Source organism: Achromobacter sp. FW305-C-30-7, assembly GCF_058783105.1.
This window is the reverse complement of record NZ_JBYSYI010000003.1, coordinates 62,476-85,965: the sequence shown is the minus strand read 5'-3', so window position 1 is coordinate 85,965 and position 23,490 is coordinate 62,476. Positions and strand designations below refer to the sequence as shown.

The 23,490-nt window shown below is 64.5% G+C and carries 23 protein-coding genes; 11 read left to right on the top strand and 12 right to left on the bottom strand.

The window, feature by feature from the left end; translation table 11 throughout:
• Positions 1 to 4: 4 nt before the first annotated feature.
• The 6 genes from AC3WOB_RS11125 to AC3WOB_RS11100 all read left to right on the top strand — a co-directional run bounded on the left by AC3WOB_RS11125 (position 5) and on the right by AC3WOB_RS11100 (position 9,334).
• A complete protein-coding gene (locus AC3WOB_RS11125; RefSeq protein WP_492275012.1) occupies positions 5 to 1,648 on the top strand; it encodes an ABC transporter substrate-binding protein in 1,644 nt (547 codons plus the stop codon).
• 9 nt (positions 1,649 to 1,657) lie between these two features.
• Positions 1,658 to 2,629, top strand: coding sequence for an ABC transporter permease (locus AC3WOB_RS11120; RefSeq protein ID WP_492275011.1), 972 nt, complete (start codon positions 1,658 to 1,660; stop codon positions 2,627 to 2,629).
• Between the two features lies 1 nt (position 2,630).
• A complete protein-coding gene (locus AC3WOB_RS11115) occupies positions 2,631 to 3,518 on the top strand; it encodes an ABC transporter permease (RefSeq protein ID WP_492275010.1) in 888 nt (295 codons plus the stop codon).
• A 22-nt stretch (positions 3,519 to 3,540) separates the two neighbouring features.
• Positions 3,541 to 5,085 (top strand): class I adenylate-forming enzyme family protein, encoded by a 1,545-nt coding sequence (locus AC3WOB_RS11110; RefSeq protein WP_492275009.1) that lies wholly within the window; start codon positions 3,541 to 3,543, stop codon positions 5,083 to 5,085.
• Positions 5,082 to 5,861 carry an SDR family oxidoreductase gene (locus AC3WOB_RS11105; protein WP_492275008.1) on the top strand — a complete coding sequence of 260 codons (780 nt, stop codon included), beginning with the start codon at positions 5,082 to 5,084 and terminating at the stop codon, positions 5,859 to 5,861. Before AC3WOB_RS11110 ends, AC3WOB_RS11105 begins: the two co-directional genes overlap by 4 nt.
• A 458-nt stretch (positions 5,862 to 6,319) precedes the next feature.
• A complete protein-coding gene (locus AC3WOB_RS11100) occupies positions 6,320 to 9,334 on the top strand; it encodes an autotransporter family protein (RefSeq protein WP_492275007.1) in 3,015 nt (1,004 codons plus the stop codon).
• A 39-nt stretch (positions 9,335 to 9,373) separates the two neighbouring features.
• Here the strand turns inward: AC3WOB_RS11100 and AC3WOB_RS11095 are convergent, their stop codons facing one another.
• A complete protein-coding gene (locus AC3WOB_RS11095) occupies positions 9,374 to 9,892 on the bottom strand; it encodes an O-acetyl-ADP-ribose deacetylase (protein ID WP_492275006.1) in 519 nt (172 codons plus the stop codon).
• Positions 9,893 to 10,010: 118 nt separating this feature from the next.
• Between AC3WOB_RS11095 and AC3WOB_RS11090 the strand changes: the two genes are divergently transcribed.
• Entirely contained in the window at positions 10,011 to 10,838 is an 828-nt protein-coding gene (locus AC3WOB_RS11090; RefSeq protein ID WP_492275005.1) for an alpha/beta hydrolase, read from the top strand.
• 140 nt (positions 10,839 to 10,978) lie between these two features.
• Here the strand turns inward: AC3WOB_RS11090 and AC3WOB_RS11085 are convergent, their stop codons facing one another.
• From AC3WOB_RS11085 to AC3WOB_RS11075, 3 genes are all read right to left on the bottom strand, one after another.
• Positions 10,979 to 11,389, bottom strand: coding sequence for a VOC family protein (locus AC3WOB_RS11085; RefSeq protein WP_424243032.1), 411 nt, complete (start codon positions 11,387 to 11,389; stop codon positions 10,979 to 10,981).
• 65 nt (positions 11,390 to 11,454) lie between these two features.
• Entirely contained in the window at positions 11,455 to 11,850 is a 396-nt protein-coding gene (locus tag AC3WOB_RS11080; protein WP_492275004.1) for a GNAT family N-acetyltransferase, read from the bottom strand.
• 97 nt (positions 11,851 to 11,947) lie between these two features.
• Entirely contained in the window at positions 11,948 to 12,841 is an 894-nt protein-coding gene (locus AC3WOB_RS11075) for a LysR family transcriptional regulator (RefSeq protein ID WP_492275003.1), read from the bottom strand.
• Between the two features lie 109 nt (positions 12,842 to 12,950).
• On the opposite strand from AC3WOB_RS11075, the gene AC3WOB_RS11070 reads away from it, so the two are divergent.
• Both AC3WOB_RS11070 and AC3WOB_RS11065 read left to right on the top strand, forming a co-directional pair.
• Positions 12,951 to 13,847, top strand: a complete 897-nt coding sequence (locus tag AC3WOB_RS11070; protein WP_492275002.1) for an NmrA/HSCARG family protein — start codon at positions 12,951 to 12,953, stop codon at positions 13,845 to 13,847.
• A 43-nt stretch (positions 13,848 to 13,890) separates the two neighbouring features.
• Positions 13,891 to 14,109 (top strand): DUF2798 domain-containing protein, encoded by a 219-nt coding sequence (locus AC3WOB_RS11065; protein WP_492275001.1) that lies wholly within the window; start codon positions 13,891 to 13,893, stop codon positions 14,107 to 14,109.
• A gap of 46 nt (positions 14,110 to 14,155) precedes the next feature.
• On the opposite strand, the gene AC3WOB_RS11060 is transcribed toward AC3WOB_RS11065, so the two are convergent.
• The 8 genes from AC3WOB_RS11060 to AC3WOB_RS11025 all read right to left on the bottom strand — a co-directional run bounded on the left by AC3WOB_RS11060 (position 14,156) and on the right by AC3WOB_RS11025 (position 21,417).
• The gene (locus AC3WOB_RS11060) at positions 14,156 to 14,785 is read right to left on the bottom strand and encodes a TetR/AcrR family transcriptional regulator (RefSeq protein WP_492275000.1); all 630 of its coding nucleotides are present in this window, start codon (positions 14,783 to 14,785) and stop codon (positions 14,156 to 14,158) included.
• Positions 14,782 to 15,099, bottom strand: coding sequence for a DMT family transporter (locus AC3WOB_RS11055; protein WP_013393636.1), 318 nt, complete (start codon positions 15,097 to 15,099; stop codon positions 14,782 to 14,784). The genes AC3WOB_RS11060 and AC3WOB_RS11055 overlap by 4 nt, the downstream gene beginning before the upstream one ends.
• A 67-nt stretch (positions 15,100 to 15,166) precedes the next feature.
• Positions 15,167 to 15,904, bottom strand: a complete 738-nt coding sequence (locus AC3WOB_RS11050; protein ID WP_492274999.1) for an SDR family oxidoreductase — start codon at positions 15,902 to 15,904, stop codon at positions 15,167 to 15,169.
• A 67-nt stretch (positions 15,905 to 15,971) separates the two neighbouring features.
• On the bottom strand, positions 15,972 to 17,177 hold the full coding sequence (gene acdA, locus AC3WOB_RS11045) for a 3-sulfinopropanoyl-CoA desulfinase (protein WP_492274998.1): 1,206 nt from the start codon (positions 17,175 to 17,177) through the stop codon (positions 15,972 to 15,974).
• Between the two features lie 53 nt (positions 17,178 to 17,230).
• Positions 17,231 to 18,190 carry a Bug family tripartite tricarboxylate transporter substrate binding protein gene (locus AC3WOB_RS11040; protein WP_492274997.1) on the bottom strand — a complete coding sequence of 320 codons (960 nt, stop codon included), beginning with the start codon at positions 18,188 to 18,190 and terminating at the stop codon, positions 17,231 to 17,233.
• Positions 18,191 to 18,280: 90 nt separating this feature from the next.
• Positions 18,281 to 19,486 (bottom strand): CaiB/BaiF CoA transferase family protein, encoded by a 1,206-nt coding sequence (locus AC3WOB_RS11035; protein ID WP_492274996.1) that lies wholly within the window; start codon positions 19,484 to 19,486, stop codon positions 18,281 to 18,283.
• 119 nt (positions 19,487 to 19,605) lie between these two features.
• Entirely contained in the window at positions 19,606 to 20,517 is a 912-nt protein-coding gene (locus AC3WOB_RS11030; protein WP_492274995.1) for a LysR family transcriptional regulator, read from the bottom strand.
• A gap of 18 nt (positions 20,518 to 20,535) precedes the next feature.
• A complete protein-coding gene (locus tag AC3WOB_RS11025; protein WP_492274994.1) occupies positions 20,536 to 21,417 on the bottom strand; it encodes a LysR family transcriptional regulator in 882 nt (293 codons plus the stop codon).
• A 194-nt stretch (positions 21,418 to 21,611) separates the two neighbouring features.
• Here AC3WOB_RS11025 and AC3WOB_RS11020 point away from each other — a divergent pair, with 194 nt between their 5' ends.
• Both AC3WOB_RS11020 and AC3WOB_RS11015 read left to right on the top strand, forming a co-directional pair.
• Entirely contained in the window at positions 21,612 to 22,598 is a 987-nt protein-coding gene (locus tag AC3WOB_RS11020) for a Bug family tripartite tricarboxylate transporter substrate binding protein (RefSeq protein WP_492274993.1), read from the top strand.
• Positions 22,599 to 22,800: 202 nt separating this feature from the next.
• The gene (locus tag AC3WOB_RS11015) at positions 22,801 to 23,484 is read left to right on the top strand and encodes a DUF4123 domain-containing protein (RefSeq protein ID WP_492275341.1); all 684 of its coding nucleotides are present in this window, start codon (positions 22,801 to 22,803) and stop codon (positions 23,482 to 23,484) included.
• Positions 23,485 to 23,490: the final 6 nt, after the last annotated feature.

Below are 23,490 nucleotides of genomic sequence, written 5' to 3'. Positions count from 1 at the left end.
CATCATGACCACCGCGCAGCGCCCCGGACGGCGCGCATTCCTGACCCGTACCGCCGCGGGCGGCCTGGCCGCCGGCCTCGGCATCGCGCCCCAGGCGCTACTGGCCGCGACGTCCCAACCCGGCGCCGACGCCGGTCCCGCCCGCAAGGGCGGCACCCTGGTCGCGAGCTGGGGCGGCCTGGAGCCGCAAGCCCTGTTCGTGCCGGGCGGCGGCGGCTCCAGTCCGTTCCAGACCGCGACCAAGATCCTGGAACGCCTGCTCAAGCTGGACGCCGACCTGAAGTTCCAGCCCGCGCTGGCCCTGTCCGTCACGCCGGCTGCGGACTTCCGCAGCTACACCATCAAGCTGCGCGAAGGCGTCACCTGGCATGACGGCGCGCCCTTCACGTCCGCCGACGTCGTCTACAACGTGCTGCAGCATTGGAAGCCGATCTCGGCCGGCATCGCGCTCAAGTCGCTGACCGGCGCCACTGCGTCCGATCCGCTGACCGTGGTGCTGAGCTTCGACGCGCCGGTGCCGGAGTTCTTCCTGAAGTCCACACTGGCCGGCCAGTTCCAGCTGCTGCTGCCCAAGCACCTGTACGACGGCCGCGACATCATCACCAACCCGCTGAACAACACGCCGGTCGGCACCGGCCCCTGGAAGTACGGCAAGTGGGTGCGCGGCAGCCACGTCGAATACCTGCGCAACGACAGCTACTGGCATGCCGGCCAGCCCAACCTGGACCGCCTCATCATCCGCTGGTGGGGCGACCCCGCCACCCGCGGCGCCGCGCTGGAGACCGGCGAACTGGGCCTGGCCTACTCCAACCCGGTCCCGGCGCGCGACATCGACCGCCTGCTCAAGACCGGCAAGGTGGTGGCGGACACGCGCGGCTACCAGAACTCGGCCTGGACCGTGACCGCCGAATTCAACCAGCGCCGCGACATCGTCAACCGCCGCGAGGTCCGCCAGGCCATCCTGCACGCCATCGACCGCCAGTTCATCGTCGACACCATCTACTACGGCCGCGGCAAGCCGGCCATCGCGCCCGTCTTCAGCAGCAACCCGCTGTTCTACACCGAGGACGTGCCGCGCTATCCGTTCGACCCGAAGAAGGCCGCCGCGCTGCTGGACGCCGCCGGCCTGCCGCTCAAGGACGGCAAGCGTTTCACCGTAAACCTGGTGGCCGCCGCCTGGTTCGAGGAAAACGCCAAGCTCGGCCAATACCTGAAGCAGGCGCTGCAAGACGTGGGCATCGAGGTCAAGCTGGATTCGGTGGATCGTGCCACGGCGCTCAAGCGCATCTATGGCGACTACGACTACGACATCGCAGTCTCCAACTTCACGGCGCCGCTGGAACTGGTGCCTACGGTGACCCAGTTCTACACCACCGACGGAATCGTCAAGGGCGCCGCCTTCCGCAACGCCACCGGCTACTCCAATCCCGAGATGGACGCGCTGGTGGCCAAGCTGACCCAGGAGACCGCCCCGGACGCGCGCCGAACGCTTGCGCACCAGTTCGCGCGCCTGGCCTCCACCGACGTGCCCCACGTGCCGCTGGTGGAGATCCAGTCGTTCACGCTGGCCGGCAGGAACGTACGCAACTTCACCACCGGCGCCAACGTCCAGGGCGAGAGCCTGGCCGACGTCTGGCTGCAGGGCTGAGGCGCGCGCATGTCGATCCGACTGATCTTGCGCCGGCTGGCCCAGGCCATCCCGCTGCTGCTCGGCGTGGTGGTGCTGAACTTCGCGCTCATCCAATCCGTGCCCGGCACCTTCTTGGACGTGATGACGGCCGAGCAGCAGGTCACCGATCCGGCGCTAATCGAGCGCCTGCGCGTGACCTACGGCATGGACCAGCCGCCCGCGGTCCAGCTGCTGAAGTACGTCGGTTCCGTGGCGCGCGGCGACCTGGGCTATTCCTACCGCCACAACCTGCCGGTGCTGGACGTGATCCTGGCGCACCTGCCGGCCACGCTGCTGCTCATGGGCGCAAGCCTGGCCATCGCGGTGCTGGTGGGCATGACGGCCGGCATCGTGTCGGCCGTCAAGGTCAACACCTGGTGGGACAGCGCCGTGTCGGTGTTCGCGGTGCTGTGCTTTGCCGCACCCAGCTTCTGGCTGGGCATCATGTTGATCGTGCTGTTCTCCGTGAAGCTAGGCTGGTTTCCGGTGGGCGGCATGGTCACCATCGGGTTGGCCGGCGGCGCCTGGCGCCAGGCGCTGGACGTGCTGCACCACCTGGCGCTGCCGGCGCTGGCGCTGGGGCTGTTCTATTCCGCCGCCTATGCCCGCGTGATGCGCGCCTCGATGCTGGAAGTCAGCCGCATGGACTTCGTGCGCACCGCCTACGCCAAGGGCCTGACGCGCAGCGCCGTGGTGCTGCGCCATGTGCTGCGCAATGCCTTCCTGCCCATCGTCACGCTGCTGGGCCTGCAACTGGGCGCGGTGCTGGGCGGCAGCATCGTGGTCGAAGCCGTGTTCAGCTGGCCCGGCATCGGCGCCGTGCTGTTCGACAGCGTCATGAGCCGCAACTATCCCGTGGTCCTGGGCATCCTGGTGCTCAGCTCCTTCGTGGTGATCATCGCCAATATCGCCGTCGACCTGATCTACACGCGGCTGGACCCGCGCATCAAGGCTGCCTGACATGTCCGCATCCCCTACCCTTGCACCTCCCCTGCCCGCGGCGCCTTCCTACCGCCGCGCCTCCTTTGCCGCCCGCTTTGCCCGCAACCGGGGCGCCGTCGCCGGCGCCGCGCTGCTGGCCCTGGTGGCCTTCCTGGCGGCGGGCGCCGGCTGGCTATACCCCACCGACCCGCTGCGCATCGTCGGCGCGCCGGAAATCTGGCCGTTCGAATCCTGGCGCCATCCGCTGGGCACAGATTCCATGGGCCGCGACATCGCCGCCATGATCGCCCATGGCGCGCGCGCCACGTTGCTGATCGGCCTGGTGGCTGCGGCCACCGCCACGTTGATCGGCGTGAGCGTGGGCGCAGCCGCGGCCTGGGCCGGCGGCTGGGTGGATGAAGGCCTGATGCGCGTGGCCGAACTGTTCCAGATCATCCCCAACGTGGTGTTCGTGCTGACGGTGGTTTCCATCCTGGGGCCGCGCATCGAGCACATCACGCTGGCGGTCGGGCTGGTGTCCTGGCCGCCCATCGCCCGGCTGACCCGCGCCGAGTTCCTGTCCTTCAAGGAACGCGAATTCGTGCAGGCCTGCCGGGCGCTGGGCATGAGCCCGCTGCGCATCGTCGCCGCCGAAATCCTGCCCAACGCCCTGCCGCCCGTGATCGTGATGTCTTCGCTGGTAGTGGCCGGCGCCATCCTCTACGAATCGGTCGTGTCCTTCCTGGGCCTGGGCGATCCCAACATCGCCAGCTGGGGCCGGCTGGTCGGCGAAGGCCGCAGCCTGATCCGCTCATCCTGGTACATCTGCGCCGTGCCGGGCGTGGCCATCATGCTTGCGGTGCTGTCGTTGAACCTGGTCGGCGACGGCCTGAACGACGCGCTCAATCCCAAGCTGCAAAAGCGCTGAGCCGCATATTTTCGGAAAAACCATGACGCATTCCCTGCTCAACCTGGGCCATCTGGCCGATCCGGAACTGTCTTCCGATCTGCCCGCCATCATCGACCTGCGCCTGCCCGACGCACCGCTGCATTACACCCATGCCCAGGTCCGCCTGCTGGCGGGCGGCGTGGCCGCCTGGCTGGCCGCGCGCGGGCTGGCGCCGGGCAGCCGCGTCGCGATCGCCGCGCTGAACCGGGCCGAGTACCTGGTCGCGTACTTCGGCATCATGCGGGCCGGCTACGTGGCCGTGCCCATCAACATCAAGCAATCGCAAGAGAACATCGACTACGTGCTGCGCGACGCCGGCATCACACTCGCGCTGGTGGACGGCCCGCGCCGCGCCGCCTTCGAGGCCCAGGTGCCGGTGCTGGACTTCGACGATCCCGGCCCGCAAGGCTTTGCCGCGCAGATCGCGCCCACGGACTTCGGCTTCGTCACGCCGCTGGACGACGACATCGCCCAGATGCTGTACACGTCCGGATCCACCGGCAAGCCCAAGGGCGTGCCGCTGACGCACCGCGGCCAGCTCTGGGCGCTGGCGGCCACCTCAGGCGCCGTCGTCGCCCGCGCCGGCACGCAGGAACGCTATCTGCTGGCCCAGCCGCTGTTCCACATGAACGGCTTGTTCATGGCCAAGCGCGCCTTCGCCGGCAACAGCCTGCTGGTGATTCAACCCTCGTTTGACGTGGCCGCCTACGCCGACGCGCTGGAGCGCTACCGCATCTCGGTCCTGACCGCGGTGCCGACCATGTTCGCCCGGCTGGTCAAGGATCCTGCGCTGCTGCAGGGACGCGACCTGTCCGCGCTGACCCGCGTCATGCTGGGCTCGGCTCCCATGACCGTGGCATTGCTGGAACGCATCCAGCGCGCGCTGCCCGGCGTGCGCGTGACCCACGGCTACGGCACCACCGAGGCCGGTCCCGCCGTGTTCGGCCCGCATCCCGACGGCCTGCCCACGCCCGCGCTGGCGCTGGGCTACCCGCTGGATCCCGCCCAGGTACGGCTCGCGGACGGCCCCGGCCCGGACCAGGGCGTGCTGCTGATGAAGAACCCTGCCGTACTCGCCGGCTATCACAACCTGCCCGAAAAGAGCGCCCAAGTGCTCAAGGACGGCTGGTACCACAGCGGCGACGTGCTGCGGCGCGACGCCGACGGCTTCTATTACTTCGTCGGCCGCGCCGACGACATGTTCGTCTGCTCCGGCGAGAACATCTATCCGGTCGAGGTCGAGAAGCTGCTGGAATCGCACCCCGACGTGCGCCAGAGCTGCGTGGTGCCGCTGGCCGACGAAGAACGCGGCCACATCCCGGTCGCCTTCGTCGTGCGCCGAGACGGCAGCCGGCTGCACGTCGACGCGCTCAAGCGCCACGCTCTCGAGCATGGCCCTGCCTACCAGCACCCCCGCCGCATCCGCTTCGTGGATGAACTGCCCTGGGCCGGCACCAACAAGGTCGACCGCAACGCGCTGCTGCTTGCCGCGCGCCAACTGGAAGCGCAACATGCGTGGACCCAAGCCGAAACGGAGACGGCATGAGCCAGACTGAATTCCCCGACAGCCTCGCCGGCAAGACTGCGCTCGTCACTGGCGCCAGCCGCGGCATCGGCCGCGCCATCGCGCTGGCCCTGGGCCGGCGCGGCGCGCGCGTCGCCGTGCACTACAACGCCGCCAGCGACGCCGCCGACGAGGTCGTCCGCCAGATCGAGGCGGCAGGCGGCCAAGCCTGGGCCTTGCAGGCCGACCTGGCGCAAGCGGACGCCGCAGCAGTGTTGGCGCGGAGCTTGCGCGCCTCGCTCAAGGAACGCTACACCGACGACGGCCTGGACATCCTGGTCAACAACGCCGGCGTGGGCCTGCGCGCCCGCCTGCCGGAAGTCACGCCGGACGCGTTCGACCGGGTGCTGCAAGTGAACCTGAAAACCCCGTTCTTCCTGATCCAGCAGACCCTGCCCTTCCTGCGCGACCATGGCCGCATCGTGAACATCTCCTCCATGGGTACTCGCGCCGCCTATCCCGAGATGAGCGTCTACGCGCCCGCCAAGGCCGGTCTGGAGGCCCTGACCCTGCTGCTGGCCAGCGAACTCGGCGCACGCGGCATCACCGTCAACGCGGTCCTGCCCGGCGCCACGGCCACGGACCTCAATGCCCGGGCGCGCGATCCCGAGCAAAGCAGGCTCATCGCCAAGACCATTGCGCTCGGACGCGTAGGACAGCCTGAGGATATTGCGGACATCGTCGCCTTTCTGGCTTCGCATGAGGGGCGCTGGATCACGGGGCAGCGTATCGACGCAACGGGCGGGCAGCGGCTGTAGGGGGGAGGTGAATCCATTCCCAAGGCGGGCGGCGGAGGCGGCAAAAGGGAGGTCAGATCCCTGCCATATGGCGTCTTCCTTCAAGGTAGATCGGCCGCTTTGTGCACATTTCGCGACAATGGTTTTCCCTGATATTCAAGGCGCTCGCCACGCCTGACCGGCATTCCGCAGTCGTCTGCAAGAGAGTGCGCTCCATTCGAGCCGAATGCCCGATAGCACTCGGAATCGCCACTGCCGGGTGGGTTCCCTCAGCGCGTCATTCTCAAAATCGCATCTCGGGCGTGTCGGTCAATCGACGCGTGCCATCGCGCATCGCGTATCGCACATTTGCACTAGGCCAAAAGTAGTAGTAGGGTTTTATGGCGTTCATGTTGTGTCTGCTCGAAAGGACGACGCATCGATGTTCCTGCAGCGTCCAGATTGACTTCCGGTCACATTCCGTCTGCCAGGAGCCGCTCGTGAAATGCGCAGAACATGAAAATGTCCCCCAGGTTTTTCAATCGCCGAAGCTCGCGGCTCGTGTCGCCATCGGGCTTGCCACGTCCCTCGGCGCTTCGGCGGCGATTGCAGACGAGGTCCCCCAAGGCACCTACACCACCCCCTTTCAGGTTGTCGCCGGCCAAGAAAAGACGTTTGTTGGCGGCACGGTCATCACGCCTGTCCCGCCCTACCCCCCACCCTTGGGCGGTACGGGTATTCAGGTCCAGGGTGGATTGGCCATTCTGGACCCCTCGCTCGGGAACGGCACGCCCATCCGCATAAGCGTCAACGGCAATGCCATCGACGGCTTGTATGTCAGAAGCGGCGGCCAGATGATAGTCAGGCCGGGAGGCGTCTATGTGTATGCCACCGGCGGCAGCGTGCGAGGCATCTACAACGTCGGGTCGACAGGCCTTCCGGCACAGTTTGATGGTTCGAACGTATACGTCACGACGGATTTCGCCGACTCCCATGCCCTGCGCACCTATGGCGCGAGCGCCACGACCGTACTGCGGAATTCGACGCTGACCACCTTGCAGAACGGCTCCAAAGGCGCCGAGGTGTGGCAAGGCGCCAAAGCCTCCCTGCACGACACCGCCATCCTGACCAAGGGCACGACCGCGTACGGCGCCCACGTCTTCCAGAACGGCAGCGAACTCACGGCCACAAACGGATCGATCACCACCGAAGGCACCACCGCATACGGCGTTCTGGTGCAGGACTACGGCAAGTTCGCCGGCACCGGCACGTCTGTTCGCGCGCAAAACGCGATCGGCGTCTATGTCTTTACCAACGGCATATTCCAGGCCGATGGGATGGCCATCCAGTCCGACCGCACTTACGGCATGTACGTCAACGGCGGCAGCGCCACCTTGAAAGACACCCAGGTGAGCACGCTGGCCGCCGGCTCGTTTGCGCTGTTCGTTAACGGCGGGCCGCCCGCGACCGTGGACGGCGGGCAGATTCTGACCTTCGGCGACCGTTCAGTGGCCGTGCGTACCCAGTCCGGCGCCGTGGCGAACATCAACGGCACCCGGATGAGCACGCTGGGACAGGCGGCGTACGGCATCCACGTCGAGGGCTGGGGTACGGTCAATCTGGGCCGCGACGGCGAGACGGGAAGCCTGGTCGACACCCAGGGCGCGGACGCCGATGCCGTCCGCGTGTCGGTCAACGCCACGCGCTTCAGCGCCACCGGCGCGACGCTGCAAACCTCAGGCGCAAATGCCCAGGGCTTGTATCTGACCGGGGCGGCGGGCGCCGCGGCGAAGACGTACACCCTTGTGGATTCCAAGATTGCCTCAGCCCAAGCCGACGGCATACATCTGTCGGAGGGTCCCGCCAGCGTGTCTTTGAGCGGCTCCTCCGTCACCGGCGGCAATGCCGCCATCAACGTCGGCGCCACTGCCGTCGCGACCGCGGATATCGGCGCCAGCGGCACCTTGATCCAGGGCCGCGTGCTGACGCAGCCTGGCAGCACGACCAATCTTTCCATGAGCAATGACAGCACCTGGCAGGTGACGGGAAACTCCAACCTCACGAACCTGGTCAATACCAACAGCCTCATCGACTTCACGCCCCCGCAAGCCGGCAGCTACAAGACCATCACGACGCGCAACTACGGCGGGAACGGCACCATCGCGCTCAATACCTACTTGGGAGATGACAGTTCTCCGTCGGACAAGCTCATCGTCAATGGCGGGAGCGCCACGGGCACATCGCAACTGCGCATAAAGAACACTGGCGGCCCCGGCGCGTTGACGACGGCAAGCGGGATTCAGGTCGTCGAGGTGGCCAATGGCGGCGTATCCGGGGCGGGTGCGTTCGCGCTGTCCGGTCGCGCGGTGGCTGGCCCCTACGAGTATCGGCTCTATCAGGGAACCGCGGCAGCACCGACCGATCAGAACTGGTACTTGCGGTCTGAAAAGGAAGCGCCTCCGCCGCCGCCCCCTCCTCCACCTCCACCCCCACCTCCGCCTCCTCCACCGCCACCGCCGCCTCCTCCGCCGCCGGACCCGGAGCCCGAGCCCGAGCCCTTGTATCGGCCCGAAGTCGCGGCTTACCTGGCCAACCAACGCCTGGTGGGGCAGATGTTCGTGCAGAGCATGCACGACCGTTTGGGTGAACCTCAATTCATCGAATCGCAACCGTTCGCGGCCGACGGCAGCAAGCGTAATTCGCTCTGGCTGCGCACCTCAGGAAAATGGGAAGGCAGCCACAGCCGCGACGGCAACTTTGACGTGAGCACCGACCTGTTCCTGTTGCAGGGCGGCGGCGATCTTGCGCAATGGAAGCTCTTTTCCGAGACAGATCGATTGCACCTCGGTGCCATGCTCGGATACGGGACGGCTGACAGCACTGCCCGCGCCGACGGCAATCCATACAAGGCAAAAGGCCGCGTCAACGGCTACAGCGCAGGCGTCTATGGCACATGGTTTCAAAACGACGAGACCAAACTCGGCGCCTACGTGGACACCTGGTTCCAGTACGGCTGGTTCAACAACCGAGTGCAAGGCGCCGAACTGCCGCGCGTGGACTACGACTCGCAGGCTTGGGCGATATCTGCGGAAGCCGGCTACGCATTCAAGTTGCGGGAAAACTGGACGCTGGAGCCGCAGGCTCAAATCATCTATGTCGACAGCAACACCGACAGCATCACCGAGCAGAACGGCACCCGGGTAGACCGCGCCGATTCGAACGGGACCATTACCCGCCTTGGTGTGCGCACCTTCACCACATTTGACCTTGGCAACAACCGCCAGGCCCAACCTTTCGCAACCGTGAACTGGTGGCACAGCAACGTCGACAGTTCTGTGTCTTTCAATCAATTACCCATCGGAGACCTGTATCCCAAGGACCGATATGAATTGAAGCTGGGGGTGCACGCCAACTTCACCAAGGGCTGGACGGGATGGGTCAATGCTTCCGGCAGCTGGGGCGCGCAAGACTATCACCAGTATGTGGGGCGGATCGGCGTGAAGTACACGTGGTGAAGCCAGCCTGTAGGGAAGGCGTCGGATGGAATCGGCTGACTAAAAGATCGGCCGATTCAAGATGCGCTCGTATTGAAGAAGGTCTTCTGGTGAAAAGCAGCAGAAGATCACCTCCTGGATAGAGGAGTCCCCAGCGAGGCTTTCGCGCACAGTCCTGACTGCCACCTCCGCTGCCAATTCAATGGGATACCCATATACCCCCGTGCTGATGCTGGGAAACGCAATCGATGTGACCGCCCTTTCCTCGGCAAGCTCGATGCACCGGCGATAGCAGCTGGCCAGCAGCGCCGGTTCCCCGCTATCTCCACCCCGCCATACCGGGCCCACCGTATGGATGATGTACCGAGCGGCCAGGCGATAGGCTTGGGTCACCTTGGCATCCCCGGTCTTGCAGCCGCCCAGCAAACTACATTCCTGCAGCAGATCCGGGCCAGCCGCGCGATGGATGGCGCCATCGACGCCTCCACCGCCAAGCAATGAGGAATTTGCAGCATTGACGATGGCATCCACCTGGAGCTTCGTAATATCTGAACGGATTGCGCGCAGGCTTGTGGACATGATCTTGCTCCTTGCGGCACTGAATAATTTATGACTTCCCAAGTTCGGATAATGGATGCCAGTCTAAAATTCCGCCTGCCTGACACAGCCAAAATTGTAGACCGACATCCCCCCTCACATGCAACGACGCCTTCTTAATGCCCTGCTGATTGCCCTCCTCGCCAGCTTCGGCGTGCCAGGCAGTCCGACGCGGGCCCAAACCCAATCGGCTCCAAAGATACAGCCTGGCGAGGGACGCCCCTACGAAATCGCCGATAGCGAAGTATGGGACGTGCCCGACCCCATGTCGGGCCGCGGCTACCAGGTCTTCGTCGCCTTGCCGCCTTCCTATGCGAAGCAGCCGCAGCGGCGCTACCCCGTGCTTTATGTGACCGACGCCGACTATGCTTTCCCCGTCATCCGGCAGTTAGGACGCCGCCTGAACGTTGAAGGGCCGCAAATCGAGGAATTCATTCTTGTCGGCCTGTCCTATGGCAAGGGCGAGGACGGCGGAGTCAGCCGTCAGCGCGACTACACGCCGACCCCGAACGGCCCAAGCACCGCGCCACCCAACGCGATCCATGGCCAGGCGCGTGCCTATCAACAGTACCTGCGCGATCAGGTAAAGCCTTTCGTCGCCGCCCGCTATCGGGCCGACGCGGCGAGAGCCCTCTTTCTCGGTCACTCCTACGGCGCCCTGCTAGGGACGCAGATCCTTTTCACCGAACCCGGCATGTTCAACGGCTATATCCTGGGCAGTCCTTCTCTCTGGTATGACAAGCGATATGCATTGAAGCTCGAAGCGCGCTATGCGCAGCAGCATCAGGATCTGGCGGCGAACATCTTTACGTCGGCGCCTATGAGGCCCTGCGCAAAGGTGACCGGCGCTACAACCAGACGGTGGACATGGTCGCCGACAACCGAGCTCTGGAGACGGCGCTGCAAGGCCGGAAATATCCGGGCTTGAAACTGAAGTCCGTAGTCCTGAACGACGAGGACCATCTCACCGTGGCGCCGCGCGGCTTCACGCAGGCCCTGAAGTATCTGTTGCCGGTGCGCTGAGCAATTACACAGATCTGGCCTGAATCCACGTCGGATAAGCCTGCCCTAGATCGCAGGCCCCTTCAGTTCGATCTGATTGCCGTCGGGATCGAAGCAATAGATCGAAGGCCCTTCGCCTTCCGCGCCATATCGCATCACGGCCTTGTCCGCCGTTACGCCGAAAGTTCGCAGATGCTCGAGGATGGCCGTTTCATCGAACGGATCGACCCGCAGGCAAAAGTGGTCGAGATTGTGCCGGTCTTTCCCTGGGGCTCCGCCGCCTGCCGCCCCCAATGGTCCTTGCACGTCGACCAGATCGATCATGGAGCCGCCTGCGCCCAGATGGATCATGGCGTACTCATCGTTTTTCTTCTTGATGGAACAGCCTAGCACCTTGGTATAAAACTCCAGGCTACGCGCCATGTCTTGCACTCTAAGGACGACGTGATCCAAGTGCTTGATCTGAAATACCGGCATGATGATCCTCCTGGGCAGAGTGAGATTCGGTTGGATATTGGCCAACGCCAGACAGATGGCGGTCCTCAAAGGGATGATCGGAACTTCACGAACACGAGTTCAGGGTCGCCGTCATCCAGATTTTCGATTTGGCCGCTACTGATAAAGCCCAGCTGGCCAAGCAATTGGCGCATCGCGATGTTTGAAGTATTGGTCGACGTGAACAGTTTTCCTCCCTGGCATTGCAACTCCAGCGTCCGCAGGATTGCCGTAGCGACGCCACGGCGCCGTGCCGAATCTCTAACGACGACCAGCGGAATGAAATCGTGTTCGAAGAACGAGTGGTCAAGCACCCCGTAGCCGATCAGCGCCGAAGCATCGTCTGCTTCCGTCGCGGCCCAGCATTGGCCGGCAGCCACCGCATGGGCAATAAATGTCCTCCTGCCCGGTTCTTGCCTGGCGATCGGATCCAGTTCAACCATCGAATCGATGTCTCCCCTCTGGGCTATACGGACGTGCGTTTGGAGAGACATGGTCGCCGGGCATCGGGATAGGAGGATTCTTAGTCTACCGTGCCAGCTAGAACCGATCGAGCTTCAGCCCAGCCGCCAGATAATCCACAAAAGCGCGCACCTTGGCGGGCGGAAGCCTGTTCTCCTGCCACAGCGCGTGTATCGGCACCGGCTTGGACTCGAAATTTTCCAATATGACTTCCACCTGTCCCGTATCCAGCAGGTGCCTGATCTGCCACAGCGGCGAATAGCCGATACCGAGCCCGGCGCTGACGGCGGAATAGATCGCCGCCATCGTATTGGTCCGGAACGGGCCCCGGACCCCGACGTTGCGCCGTTTGCCGTCTATCTGAAACGCCCATTGCCCCGACTGTTGATCGACGGTCCTGACGATACAGGCATGCTGGCGCAGTTCCGAAGGATGCGCGGGGCGGCCATGATGTTCGAAATAGGAAGGCGCTCCGAACACGACTCTGCGCAAGGCTCCCAATCGCCGCCCTTGCAAGCCGGAGTCCGGCAGATCGGCGATGCGCACGACCAGATCAAGGCCTGCGGCGGCAAGATCGACAAAGGCGTCCGTCAGCTGCAGATCGACCTCGATCTGCGGGTACTCGCGCATGTATTCCGCGATGACCGGAACCAGGAAGTCCGGGCCGAAAAGTACCGGGGCGCCGACACGCAACAGGCCCGAGGGCGCGGCTCGACGGTCGGCGACTTCCAGCCGGGCCTCGCCTATCTCTTCCATTGCCGGCTTGACCCGCCGGAAGAAGGCCTCGCCCGCCTCGCTGAGCGAGGAATGCCGCGTGGTGCGATGGACCAGTTGAACGCCCACATCCTCTTCCAGCGCTGCGAGAGAACGGCTGACGGCCTGTAGCGAGCGGCCAAGGTTTCGCGCGGCCTTGGTCAGGCTTCCGGTTTCAGCGATATGGATGAACGCTTCCAGGTCTTCGATGCGGCTCATTATTTATCTCGATTATCGTGATTCAAATTCACTTTCTACAAATATTGTTCCACTAATCAGTAGAAAATACACTGCCTTCGTACTCACACGCATACGAAGGAGAAACCCTGTGAACGGCACTCAACCTATCGTTTTGGTCGTCGGGGCCACCGGCAAATTCGCAAGCCTGGTGGTTCCTGAATTGCAGCGGCGCAAGGTCACGGTCCGGGCGCTCGTACGGGACGAGGCACGCGCCGCGAGGGCCCGCTCGCTGGGCGCGACAGGGACCGCCATCGGCGACCTCCGCGACGTCGACAGTCTCGCGGCCGCCACGCAAGGCGTGGACGGCGTGTTTCATATCGGCCCGGCGTTCACCGCGGACGAAGCGCCGATGGGGGTCGCCTTGGTCAAGGCGGCCGAGCGCAGCGGCGTGAGGAAGTTCGTCTTTTCATCGGTCATCCAGCCGACGAACATGCGCCTGGCCAATCACGCCAGCAAGATTCCGGTGGAGGATGCCCTCTATTCCTCACGGCTGGAATATACGATCCTGCATCCCGCCAACTTCATGCAGAACATCGGTTTGGCCTGGCCATCGATCCGCGACCATTCCAGCTACGCCGAGCCCTTTCCCCGGGACACAAGAATCGCTCGCGTGGACTATCGCGATGTGGCCGAGACTGCCGCCATCGCCCTGACCGGGGACAGGCTGGCCTACGCGACCTTGGAGCTGTGCGCCGGCATGTACAGCCGCACGGACATTGTCGCGGCCTTGACCGAGGAACTGGGATCTCCGGTCGCTGCGCTGGATCCCGGCTTCAGCGCATGGGCGGAAAACGCCCGCCTGCCTTATGGCGACCAGCAGTTGCCTTTGCTGTCGAAGGTTTTCGATCACTATCGCGCCTATGGGCTTGGGGGAAATAGTCTGGCGCTAAGGGCTGCGCTCGAACGCGAGCCGCGCTCGCTGCGCGCGTACATCAAAGACCTGATCGCCGAGAAAAACTCAGCTCGGAATGGCGGGGAGTATTGAAATGCCCAAGAACCCGACTAGATCCCCCCTGAAGAAACTCCCATTGCGCTACGCACCCTTCCTGATGCCGCTGGTTCTTTCGGTTTTCATGTCGGCCATCGTTTCCGCAGTGGCGACTGCCACGAGCGTGGGCGTGGGCTCCGACTTTGCCATCAACTGGCCCAGCGCCTGGGGCGCCTCCTGGATCGTGGCCTTTCCCAGCCTCTTGCTGCTGCTGCCGGTCGTGCGCCGGATAGTCGCCTGGATGGTGGTCCAGCCCTAGGCTGGGCAGCGCCGGCATCAATCCCGCGTGGCTGCGCCGGCGTGCGTCAACCGGCCGGCCACGCAAGCATCGCGGCATCGATGATCATATTGAGCTTCTTCACGCCGGCGCCGTCGCGGGCCTGGATCGAGAGGCCTTCCAGCACGGTCGTGTAGAACGCGGCAAGCTGACGGACATCGGCGGACGGCGCAAGGTCGCCCTCGGCCATGCCTCGGGCCAGACGGTCCCTCAGCATCGATTCGCCATCCTTCCGGTTTGCGGCAAGAAACGCGCGCACGCTTTCGTTTTCGGGCGCGCCCAGCAACGATGACAACACGACCATGCAACCCCGCGGCCCCTCGGCCACGGCATAGGCGCGCGCGTTCGATCGCAGCATGGTTTCGACGGCCTCGCGCGCCGTGCGGGCCACGTTGAGGCTCTGCGACGTCGCCCGCCCCTCGACACGGTCGTAGAGTTCGACTGCTTGCCGGAAGATCTCTTCCTTGCAACCGAAGGTCGCATAAAGGCTGGGCTTGTTGACGCCGGTGGCGCTGACGAGATCCTGGATGGAGGTGCCTTCATAGCCTTGCGTCCAGAAGGTTTGCATGGCCGCCAGCAAGGCCTGGTCCTTGTCGAACTCCTTGGGACGCCCGATTTTCGGCGCGGGGGCCGATTTTGCTTGCTTGTCAGAATTCACGATTCGATTATCCGCAGGCCCGCCACACCAACGCCGATCAGCCCCAGGAACAACAGTTTGGCCGATGACATCTGCTCGCCGAGCACCAATGTTCCGAAAACCGCCACGCCGAAAGCGCCGATACCCACCCAGATTGCGTAAGCAGTGCCCACAGGCAGATGCTTCAGGGCCAAGGCGAGCAGCAACAGGCTCAGCATGGCGACGCTGATGCCGATCAAGCTCGGCCAGAATCTCGTCAAGCCGTCTGCCTGCTTCAGCGCCAAGGCCCAGACGATTTCGAGCATGCCGGCCAGAACCAGGAGTCCCCAGGCCATTTGAACCCCCATTCCTGTTTGACTGCGATTGGATCATGCCACCAACGGCTCCGCCCATGCGGAAATCCTAGGCGGTAAAGCCGCCATCGATCGCGAGCGATGCGCCGGTGATGAATTGGCTCTCGGCCCCTGCGAGATAAGCCACGGCCGCCGCAATTTCCCCGGGCTCGGCATAGCGCTTGACCGCCATGAGCTCCAGCTCGGCGGCTACCGTCGGGCCATCGGCGGGATTCATATCCGTGTCGGTCGACCCGGGATCGACAATGTTGACCGTAATGCCCCGGTGGCCGACCTCGCGCGCGAGGCCCTTGGTGAATCCGATGAGCGCGGACTTGCTCATCGCATAGAGCGTCACGCCTCCATACGGCACGCGTTGGGCGAAGCAGGAGCCGATGGAAATGATGCGGCCGCCGGCCCCCATGTAAGCCAGCGCGGCTTGCGAGGCCACGAACACCGCCTTGGCGTGGATCGCCAGGGTGTCGTCGAGTTCTTCGAGCGTGGCGTCCTCGACCGGCCCGTAAGGGAACACGCCGGCGCTATTGACCAGTATGTCCAGCCTGCCCAATTCGCCGGCAGTCTGTTCTACCGCCGCCCGGACGGCGGCCGGATCGCGGCTGTCCGCTTTGATCGCGAGGACCTTGACGCCGGTTTTGCCAAGTTCACGGGCGTAGTCTTGCGCCGTCTGATCCGACCGGGCGTAGGTGAAGGCGACATCGGCGCCCCGTTCTGCAAACCTACGAACGATGGCGGCGCCGATGCCCCGCGTTCCTCCAGTGACCAGCGCGACCTTGCCTTGGAATTCCATTGCGAAAGCTCCTTTTATACCGATCGGTTAAAAAGATACTACGCGAGGCGGAATTCATCGTCAAGCATCACCGCCTGCGCAGATACCCGTCCCGCGTTTGCGGCAGCTTCATCCCAAGCACCGCGGAAGCGACCTGGGTACGCAGGATCTGCGCCGTGCCGCCCGCGATCGTGAACATGCGCGCATCGCGCACGTGGCGTTCCATCGGCATGTCGCGCCCGTAACCGGACGAGCCATGCAGCTGCAAGGCGTCGTTGGTCACGCGCTGCGCCGTTTCGGCGGCAAAGATCTTGGCCTGCGCGGCCAACGACAGGTCTGGAAAGCCGAAGGTCCGCGGGGTGCCGCTGCGCGCGGCCGCGTGCAGCATGTGCCGCGCCGCATTCAGCTGGATGGCCATGTCGGCAACCATCCACTGCAAGCCCTGGAACTCCGCTATCGGCCGGCCGAACTGCTGGCGTTGCTTGACGTAGTCCACGGCTTCCTCGAAGGCGCCCTGCGCGATGCCCAGCGCCACGGTGCCCGCCCCCACGCGCTGGGCGTTGTAGGCCTGCATCAGGCCGGCGAAGCCGCGCTTGAGCCCCTCCGGCGGGACTACCAGCATGGACTTGTGCACCTTGAGGTCATGGAACTTGATGTAGGTCTCGGGTATGCCCCGCACGCCCATAGCGTAGGAGCGCTTGGCGATCTCCAGCCCATCATCCGCGCCGTCCGGTTCGCGCACGTGGATGAACGCGCCTATGCCCAGATCCTCGCCGTCGTCGATGACCCGCGCAAAGATCAAGTGCAGGCGCGACACCCCGCCTCCGGTGATCCAGTACTTCTCGCCGTTGATGAGATAGTCGTCGCCCTTGCGGACTGCCCGGGTGCCCATTTCACTGGCTGCGCTGCCGGCCTGGGGTTCCGAGATGCAGATGGCGGGCTTGTCGCCCCCCAGAACGCAACCGGCGGCCAGTGTCTTCTGCTCATGGCTGCCGTACTGCATGATGGCGCCGATTGCGCCCATATTGGCTTCCACCGTGATACGTCCCATGGTGGCGCAGGCGCGGGCCATTTCCTCCACGACCAGGACAGTATCGAGATAGCTCAGCCCCTGTCCGCCGTACTCCCTTGGAATCGTCATGCCCATGAAGCCGCCTTCGCGCAGCAGGGCCACATTGTCCCAGGGATACTGTTCGGATTGGTCGGTGGCCGCGGCCGTCGGTTTGAATACGGTCTGCGCCAGTTCGCGCGCGCGCTGTTGCAGCGCCAATTGGTCTTGGGAAAGTTCAGTCATGGTTCATCCTTGCTACGTGCAAAACTCCGGCCAGGCCACTAGGCCCGCCGGCATCAACCCACCTTGATATCCGCGCGCCGCGCCACCTCGGCCCAGCGTTCGACCTCGCTGCGCGTCAGCGCCGCCAGTTCTTGGGGCGTGCCTCCGCCCGCATCGGCGCCCAGCGCGATCCAGCGCTGCACGAATACTGGATCGGCAAACGCGTCGTTGACCGCCGCGTTGAGCACTCGCACCACGTCCGCGGACGTGGATGGCGGCGCATAGATGCCATACCAGCTGGTCGCGTCGTAATTGGCCGCGCCACTCTCCGCCGCCGTGGGCACGTCGGGCAGGCTGGGCGAGCGCACCTTGGAAGTCACCGCGATGGCCCGCACGCTGCCGGCCCGGATGTGCTGAATGGCCGACGGCATGGTTTCGAACATCATGTGCACGTTCCCCGCAATGATGTCCACGATCGCCGGCGCGGAACCGCGGTAAGGCACATGCATCATCTGGGTACCGGTGACGTTCTTGAAGTACTCGGCCATCAGATGCTGCATGGTGCCAGCGCCCGGCGTGGCATAGCTGTACTTGTCCGGATTGGCCTTCAGCAGCGCCACCAGCTCCTGCACGTTCTGCGCGGGCAGATCCTTGTTGACGATCAGCGCATGGTTGACGCGTCCCAGAAAACCCACCGCCGTCATCTCGCGGATGTCGTATCCCAGCTTCGGATACACGGATTGGGCGATTGCATGATGCACCGCGCCGAACAGGATCGCGTAGCCGTCGGGACGGGCCTTGGCCACAGCGTCCGCCCCCAGCGTACCGCCGGCGCCGCCACGGTTCTCCACAATGACCGACTGGGCCAGGCTCGCACGCATCGGCTCAGCCAGTTGCCGCGACAGGATGTCCACGGTGCCGCCCGGCGCGTAGGGCGCAATCAACCTGATGCTCTGCGTGGGGTACTTGCCTTGCGCAAATGCCCGGCTCAATGGCGTCAATGCAGCAAGCGCCAACAACTGTCTCCTATCCATGCCTCTCTCCTCGTGTATCCGCCCTCGTCCGGGGCGATGTGGTCTAAGGTTTGTGCCGCCAGAGTCCTGGGCGCATGCCTTGGAAACGCCCTACTCCTGGCGGCCGCCTCCCGCTGTCGTCCAATCGGCCAGGATCTGCTGCGCGTGCTCGTCCAGGCGGGGTGGCGGCCTGCGGTAGGAGACCGGCGTGGCGGACAGCTTCAAAGGATTCGCCAACAGGTTCAGCTCGCCGCCTTGCGCCCATGCGCAAGGCATGCGCAGATGCGCGCCGCGGGCCTGGACGTGCGGATCATTGAACACATCGCGCAAATCGTTGACCGGGCCGCAAGGCACGCCCACGGCTTCCAGCTGTTCCAGCCAGGTTTTTCTAGGGCGCAGGGCCAGCGCTTCCTGTACCCGCTCGCACAGTTCCGCGCGATGGGCGACGCGGGCGGCATTGGACGCGTAGCGCGCGTCGTCAGCCAGGCCGGCCACGCCGGCCACCTCGCAGAAACGCCGGAACTGCGCATCGTTGCCCACGGCAAGAATCATGGGGCCGTCCGCGGCGTCGAACACCTGGTAAGGCACGATGTTCGGATGGCCGTTGCCCAGCCGCGCGGGCGGCTCTTGCGCCGCAAGATAGTTGGTCCCCGCGTTCACCAGCCAGGCGATCTGGCTGTCCAGCAGCGAGATGTCGATGTGCTGCCCCAAGCCGGTCACGTCCCGATGGCGCAGCGCCGCCAGGATGCCGACGGCGGCATACATGCCGGTCATGACATCCGCGATGCCCACGCCCACCTTCATGGGCGCGCCCTGCGGCTCGCCGGTAAGGCTCATGATCCCGCCCATGCCCTGGATCAGGAAGTCGTAGCCGGCGCGCTTCGCGTAGGGACCCGTCTGGCCGAAGCCCGTGATGGAGCAATAGACCAGGCGCGGATAGCTGTTCTTGAGCTGCGCATAGTCCAGCCCATACTTGGCCAGGCCGCCCACTTTGTAGTTCTCGACCAGCACGTCGGCATGGGCCAAAAGCTGATGCAGCGTTTCGCGACCCGCTACGGTGGCGATGTCGAGCGCGATGGATCGCTTGTTGCGGTTGGCGCTCAGGTAGTAGGCGCTTTCCGTGGTCGCGCGGCCGTCCTGGTCGTTGATGTAAGGCGGCCCCCATTTACGGGTGTCATCGCCCTCGTCCGGCTTTTCCACCTTGACCACGTCCGCGCCCAGGTCGCCCAATAGCTGCGTCGCGCTCGGTCCCGCCAGGATGCGCGAGAGGTCCAGGACACGCACGCCGCTGAGCGCGGAAGCTTCCACTGACTGCATACGCCTTCTCCATCAGAGTCGATCGATGCAGTCTAGAATTCGCAATCTTCACCTTCAATTGAGTTTTTTTTCAATATGAAGGGAACTTGCCGCGCGTCCCGGCAGGTGGCCGCACGGCTTTACTTGACCGGGAACTTCAGCTTGGGCGCAGCCTCCCTGACCATGGTCCAGAAGGCATGCGCGGCCGGCGAAAGCCTGCGTTCGTTCAGGCATGCCAGGCCCATCCTGCGCTTGGAAGCGGGGCTGATCTTCCTGTAGACCAGCCCGTCGTAGGCCTGCGGCAGCACCAGCGACGCAAGCACCGAGATACCCTGCCCGCGTCTGACGAACTCCAGTATCGACATGATCTGCGAGAGGTCGTGCGCGATATGCGGCTTGGCGCCGGCGCGCTCGAACATGCGCGTGATGACCGGTTGCGAGCCCGCTCGCGTCATGATCAGGGGATAGTCGATCAGGTCCTTCACTGCAATCGTCTTGAGCGCCGCCAGCGGATGGTCGGCGGGAAGCACCACCATCAATTCATCGGTGACCAACGACAGCGTGTCGAAATCCGGCTTGGGCAAGGCCACCACGCCGATCTCGATGCGGCGCTCGACCAGCGCGCGCTCCAGTTCGGGGTCCGGCTTCTCGGTGACGAACACGTCGACGCCTGGATAGCGGGCTTTGAACATCTCCAGCAGTTGAGGCAGGATGTTCAAGGAGGAACTCGCGCCCAGGGAACCGAGATTCAGCAGGCCCGAGCGCAGGCCCGCGCTGGCGTTCGCCGTCGCCCGCACGATCTGCAGGGAAGCGAAAACGTCCCTGACGTGCGGCAGGATCTGTTGCCCGGCATAGGTAAGCTGCACGCCCGACGCATTGCGGTCCAGCATGGGCGCTCCCAGCGTGGCCTCCAGCGTGCGCAGGGCATGGCTGGTGGCCGAGGGCGTCATGCCCAGCCGCGCGCCAGCGCCCGCGATGCTGTCGGCCGAAGCCAGCGCCAACAACAGTTCGAGCTGCCTGAGGGAGAGGGATTTTGCTGCCTGATCCGGCATGGCCGTCGCTCCTTGGTCCTAATTCGCCAGCGCCTGCGCCAGCCCCAACGCCCGCGCCAGAAACGCCGACGCATCGTCCTTGCGATAACTGACAATCACCGGCGACACAAAGGTATCGGCGTCGATCGGCACATGCGCCACATCCTGGCGCTGCAACCGCTGCACCGACGCAGGCACCACCGTCACCCCCAACCCCGCCGCCACCAGTCCGATGGCGGTCTGCAGTTCATTGGCTTCCTGCACCACTTGCGGCGCGTGCCCCGCCGCACGAAACAGCCCCAGCACATGGTCGGAGAAATTCGGCCGCGGGCGCGCCGGGTATAGCACAAAGGGTTCGCGCGCCAGACGTTCGACGGACACCCGTCGCAGACGCGCCAGCGGGTGGCCCAGCGGCACTGCCGCCATCAGGGGTTCGGTCATCAGCACGCGCCGTTCGATGGCCGGATCGTCGAACAGGATACGGCCTATGCCCAGGTCGATGCGTCCGGCCTTCAACGCCTCCAGTTGCGGCAAGGTGGTCATTTCCGTGAGGCCCACTTCGACCTGCGGGTCCGCATTGCGCAGTTGCCGGATCAACTCGGGCACGAAGCCGTAGAGCGTGGACGGCACGAAGCCTATGCCGAACCAGCGCCGCTGGGTCTGCCCCAGCCGACGCGTGCCTTCCAGCACTTCTTCCAGGCGCGCCGTCAGCAGTCGCGACTGCTCCAGCAGGAAACGGCCCGCTTCAGTGAGGCGCAGCGCCCGCGTGGTGCGTTCGAACAACTGCACGCCCAGTTCTTCCTCGAACAGGCGGATCTGACGGCTGAGCGGCGGCTGGGCCATGTGCAGCCGGGCGGCCGCGCGCGTAAAGCTGCCTTCTTCCGCCACGGCCTGGAAATAGCGCAGTTGCCTCAATTGCATTGCATGGCCCCATACATACCAAAAAGGTATCAATCGGAACCCATATAGTCTTGGACTCCCATGGAAAACGCAAGCCATACTGAGCCATCGCACGAACCTGATCGTAAAAGTATGAATCCCGGGAGTTTCCTCCGGCGAGTCTGCGGACCATCGGCGCGTGGCGACACAATAATTCGAGCACTACGGAGACCATCATGCGCTTGCGCCCTGTATTCAAACGACTCGCCCAGGCCTGCGTGGGCCTCGCGCTGCTGGGCGGCGCGTCCGCGGCGCTGGCGCAGACGTATCCGGATCATCCGGTCAAGTGGATCGTGCCCTTCCCGCCGGGCGGCGCGATGGACAGCATCGCCCGCACCCTGGGCGAATCCATGGGCAAGCAGCTCAACACCACCTTCATCGTGGAAAACCGCGCGGGCGCCGGCGGTAATATCGGTGCGGCCAGCGTGGCCCGCGCCAAGCCCGACGGCTACACCATCCTGATCGTCGCCAATGGCATGGCCGTCAATCCGGCGCTGTACACGGACCTGAACTACGACCCGATCAAGGACTTCGCGCCGATCTCGCTGCTGGCCGTGGTGCCGAATGTACTGGTCACCAATCCCGCGCGCACCGGCGCCACCAGCGTGCAGGACGTAATCGCCAAGGCCAAGGCGCAGCCCAACCACTACACCTACGCCTCGGCCGGCGTGGGTACCTCCATCCACCTGGCGGGCGAGTTGTTCCTGTCCATGGCGCAGGTGGACATGCTGCACGTGCCCTACAAGGGCAGCGGCCCCGCCGTCGCCGATCTGCTGGGCGGCCAAGTGGACTACATGTTCGACAGCATCACCTCCGCCAAGCCGCACATCGAAGCCGGCAAGCTGCGGGCGCTGGCGGTGACCACCAGCAAGCGTTCCGCCGCCCTGCCCGACGTGCCCACCGTGGCGGAAAGCGGATTGCCCGGCTACGAACTGATGCCGTGGTTCGCGGCATTCGCCCCCGCCGGCACGCCGCCCGAGGTGGTCACGAAACTGAACGCCGCCATGCGCGCCGCGCTGAATGATGCCAAGGTGCGCGCCACGCTGGATTCGATCGGCGCCGAGCCCATCGGCGGCACGCCGGATGAATTGCGCGACCACCTGGCGCGCGAGACCGCGCAATGGAAGACGCTGGTCAAGGAACGGAATATCAAGATCAATTGAGGCCCGTGCAGTCTGCGTCTACTCACCCATGATCGCCATCAACGCCCCCCTTGGTCGAACAATGCTAAATCCGGCTTCGACCAAGGATTGTCCGATCCCGCTCCGATAGCCACAGCCTAGAGCGACACGCTGTGCCAGGAGTGTCTGGAAGCCGCTGCCCGCAACGCCGCAACCACCGTGGCGCGAGGGTAGATCGGTGAATATGCAGGCAAAAGAGTACTTCGCAGCCCGTCTGAAGCAAACGCATTTCCCCTTGCGGCTTTACGGCCTGGTCGACGCGCTGCTGCACAATGAGGTTTCGGCTACCCATCCCTTATCCCGCTCCTCATCTTGCGTAGCGCTGTTCGACGGCACGCCTGATGAAGCGCTGGCCCATGCCGGCCCATGGCTGCTGGATTGCTCCGCCGACGGGAATCCCCATATCGCTGCGCTGCAACGCCTGGCCGAAAGCGGGCTTGGTTGTATCTGGATCGTCAGCAGCTACGCCATCGATGATCTGGCCGAAGCCTTGCAGGCGCGATTGAATGTACGCATGCCCAATGGATCCACTGCATTGCTGCGCTATTACGACGCAAGACTCGCGAACGACATAGCTGCGTTGCTAACCTCCGAGCAACGAGCCGCGTTCTTTGCCCCCTTCGTGTCGACGGAGTGCCTGCTGCAGGAGAGGAAAGGAAACTACGGCAGTTTCATCGATGAAGACGGAGAGCAAGCCGGTTGGTTTGGCGGCTTCAAGACCATGCGCTTACAAGCCAGCCGCCAGGCAGGCGCGGTTCGTACCAACCCTCCCGCAAGATTAAGATGGTATTTCCAAACTCCAAGAACGCAGGCACTGCTGCGGCAGCTGCTGAACAGCCTGGGCGCGGAATCCGTTGTAGTTCCCTGACGAGAA

Excerpts from the sequence above, each read along its gene's own strand:
- AC3WOB_RS11120 (WP_492275011.1), top strand. The coding sequence starts at position 1,658 with ATGTCGATCCGACTGATCTTGCGCCGGCTGGCCCAGGCCATCCCGCTG.
- AC3WOB_RS11090 (WP_492275005.1), top strand. The coding sequence starts at position 10,011 with ATGCAACGACGCCTTCTTAATGCCCTGCTGATTGCCCTCCTCGCCAGC.
- AC3WOB_RS11025 (WP_492274994.1), bottom strand. The coding sequence starts at position 21,417 with ATGCAATTGAGGCAACTGCGCTATTTCCAGGCCGTGGCGGAAGAAGGC.
- AC3WOB_RS11050 (WP_492274999.1), bottom strand. The coding sequence starts at position 15,904 with ATGGAATTCCAAGGCAAGGTCGCGCTGGTCACTGGAGGAACGCGGGGC.
- AC3WOB_RS11125 (WP_492275012.1), top strand. The coding sequence starts at position 5 with ATGACCACCGCGCAGCGCCCCGGACGGCGCGCATTCCTGACCCGTACC.
- AC3WOB_RS11020 (WP_492274993.1), top strand. The coding sequence starts at position 21,612 with ATGCGCTTGCGCCCTGTATTCAAACGACTCGCCCAGGCCTGCGTGGGC.
- AC3WOB_RS11035 (WP_492274996.1), bottom strand. The coding sequence starts at position 19,486 with ATGCAGTCAGTGGAAGCTTCCGCGCTCAGCGGCGTGCGTGTCCTGGAC.
- acdA (WP_492274998.1), bottom strand. The coding sequence starts at position 17,177 with ATGACTGAACTTTCCCAAGACCAATTGGCGCTGCAACAGCGCGCGCGC.
- AC3WOB_RS11110 (WP_492275009.1), top strand. The coding sequence starts at position 3,541 with ATGACGCATTCCCTGCTCAACCTGGGCCATCTGGCCGATCCGGAACTG.
- AC3WOB_RS11105 (WP_492275008.1), top strand. The coding sequence starts at position 5,082 with ATGAGCCAGACTGAATTCCCCGACAGCCTCGCCGGCAAGACTGCGCTC.
- AC3WOB_RS11030 (WP_492274995.1), bottom strand. The coding sequence starts at position 20,517 with ATGCCGGATCAGGCAGCAAAATCCCTCTCCCTCAGGCAGCTCGAACTG.
- AC3WOB_RS11080 (WP_492275004.1), bottom strand. The coding sequence starts at position 11,850 with ATGGTTGAACTGGATCCGATCGCCAGGCAAGAACCGGGCAGGAGGACA.
- AC3WOB_RS11095 (WP_492275006.1), bottom strand. The coding sequence starts at position 9,892 with ATGTCCACAAGCCTGCGCGCAATCCGTTCAGATATTACGAAGCTCCAG.
- AC3WOB_RS11085 (WP_424243032.1), bottom strand. The coding sequence starts at position 11,389 with ATGCCGGTATTTCAGATCAAGCACTTGGATCACGTCGTCCTTAGAGTG.
- AC3WOB_RS11115 (WP_492275010.1), top strand. The coding sequence starts at position 2,631 with ATGTCCGCATCCCCTACCCTTGCACCTCCCCTGCCCGCGGCGCCTTCC.
- AC3WOB_RS11055 (WP_013393636.1), bottom strand. The coding sequence starts at position 15,099 with ATGGCCTGGGGACTCCTGGTTCTGGCCGGCATGCTCGAAATCGTCTGG.
- AC3WOB_RS11015 (WP_492275341.1), top strand. The coding sequence starts at position 22,801 with ATGCAGGCAAAAGAGTACTTCGCAGCCCGTCTGAAGCAAACGCATTTC.
- AC3WOB_RS11075 (WP_492275003.1), bottom strand. The coding sequence starts at position 12,841 with ATGAGCCGCATCGAAGACCTGGAAGCGTTCATCCATATCGCTGAAACC.
- AC3WOB_RS11040 (WP_492274997.1), bottom strand. The coding sequence starts at position 18,190 with ATGGATAGGAGACAGTTGTTGGCGCTTGCTGCATTGACGCCATTGAGC.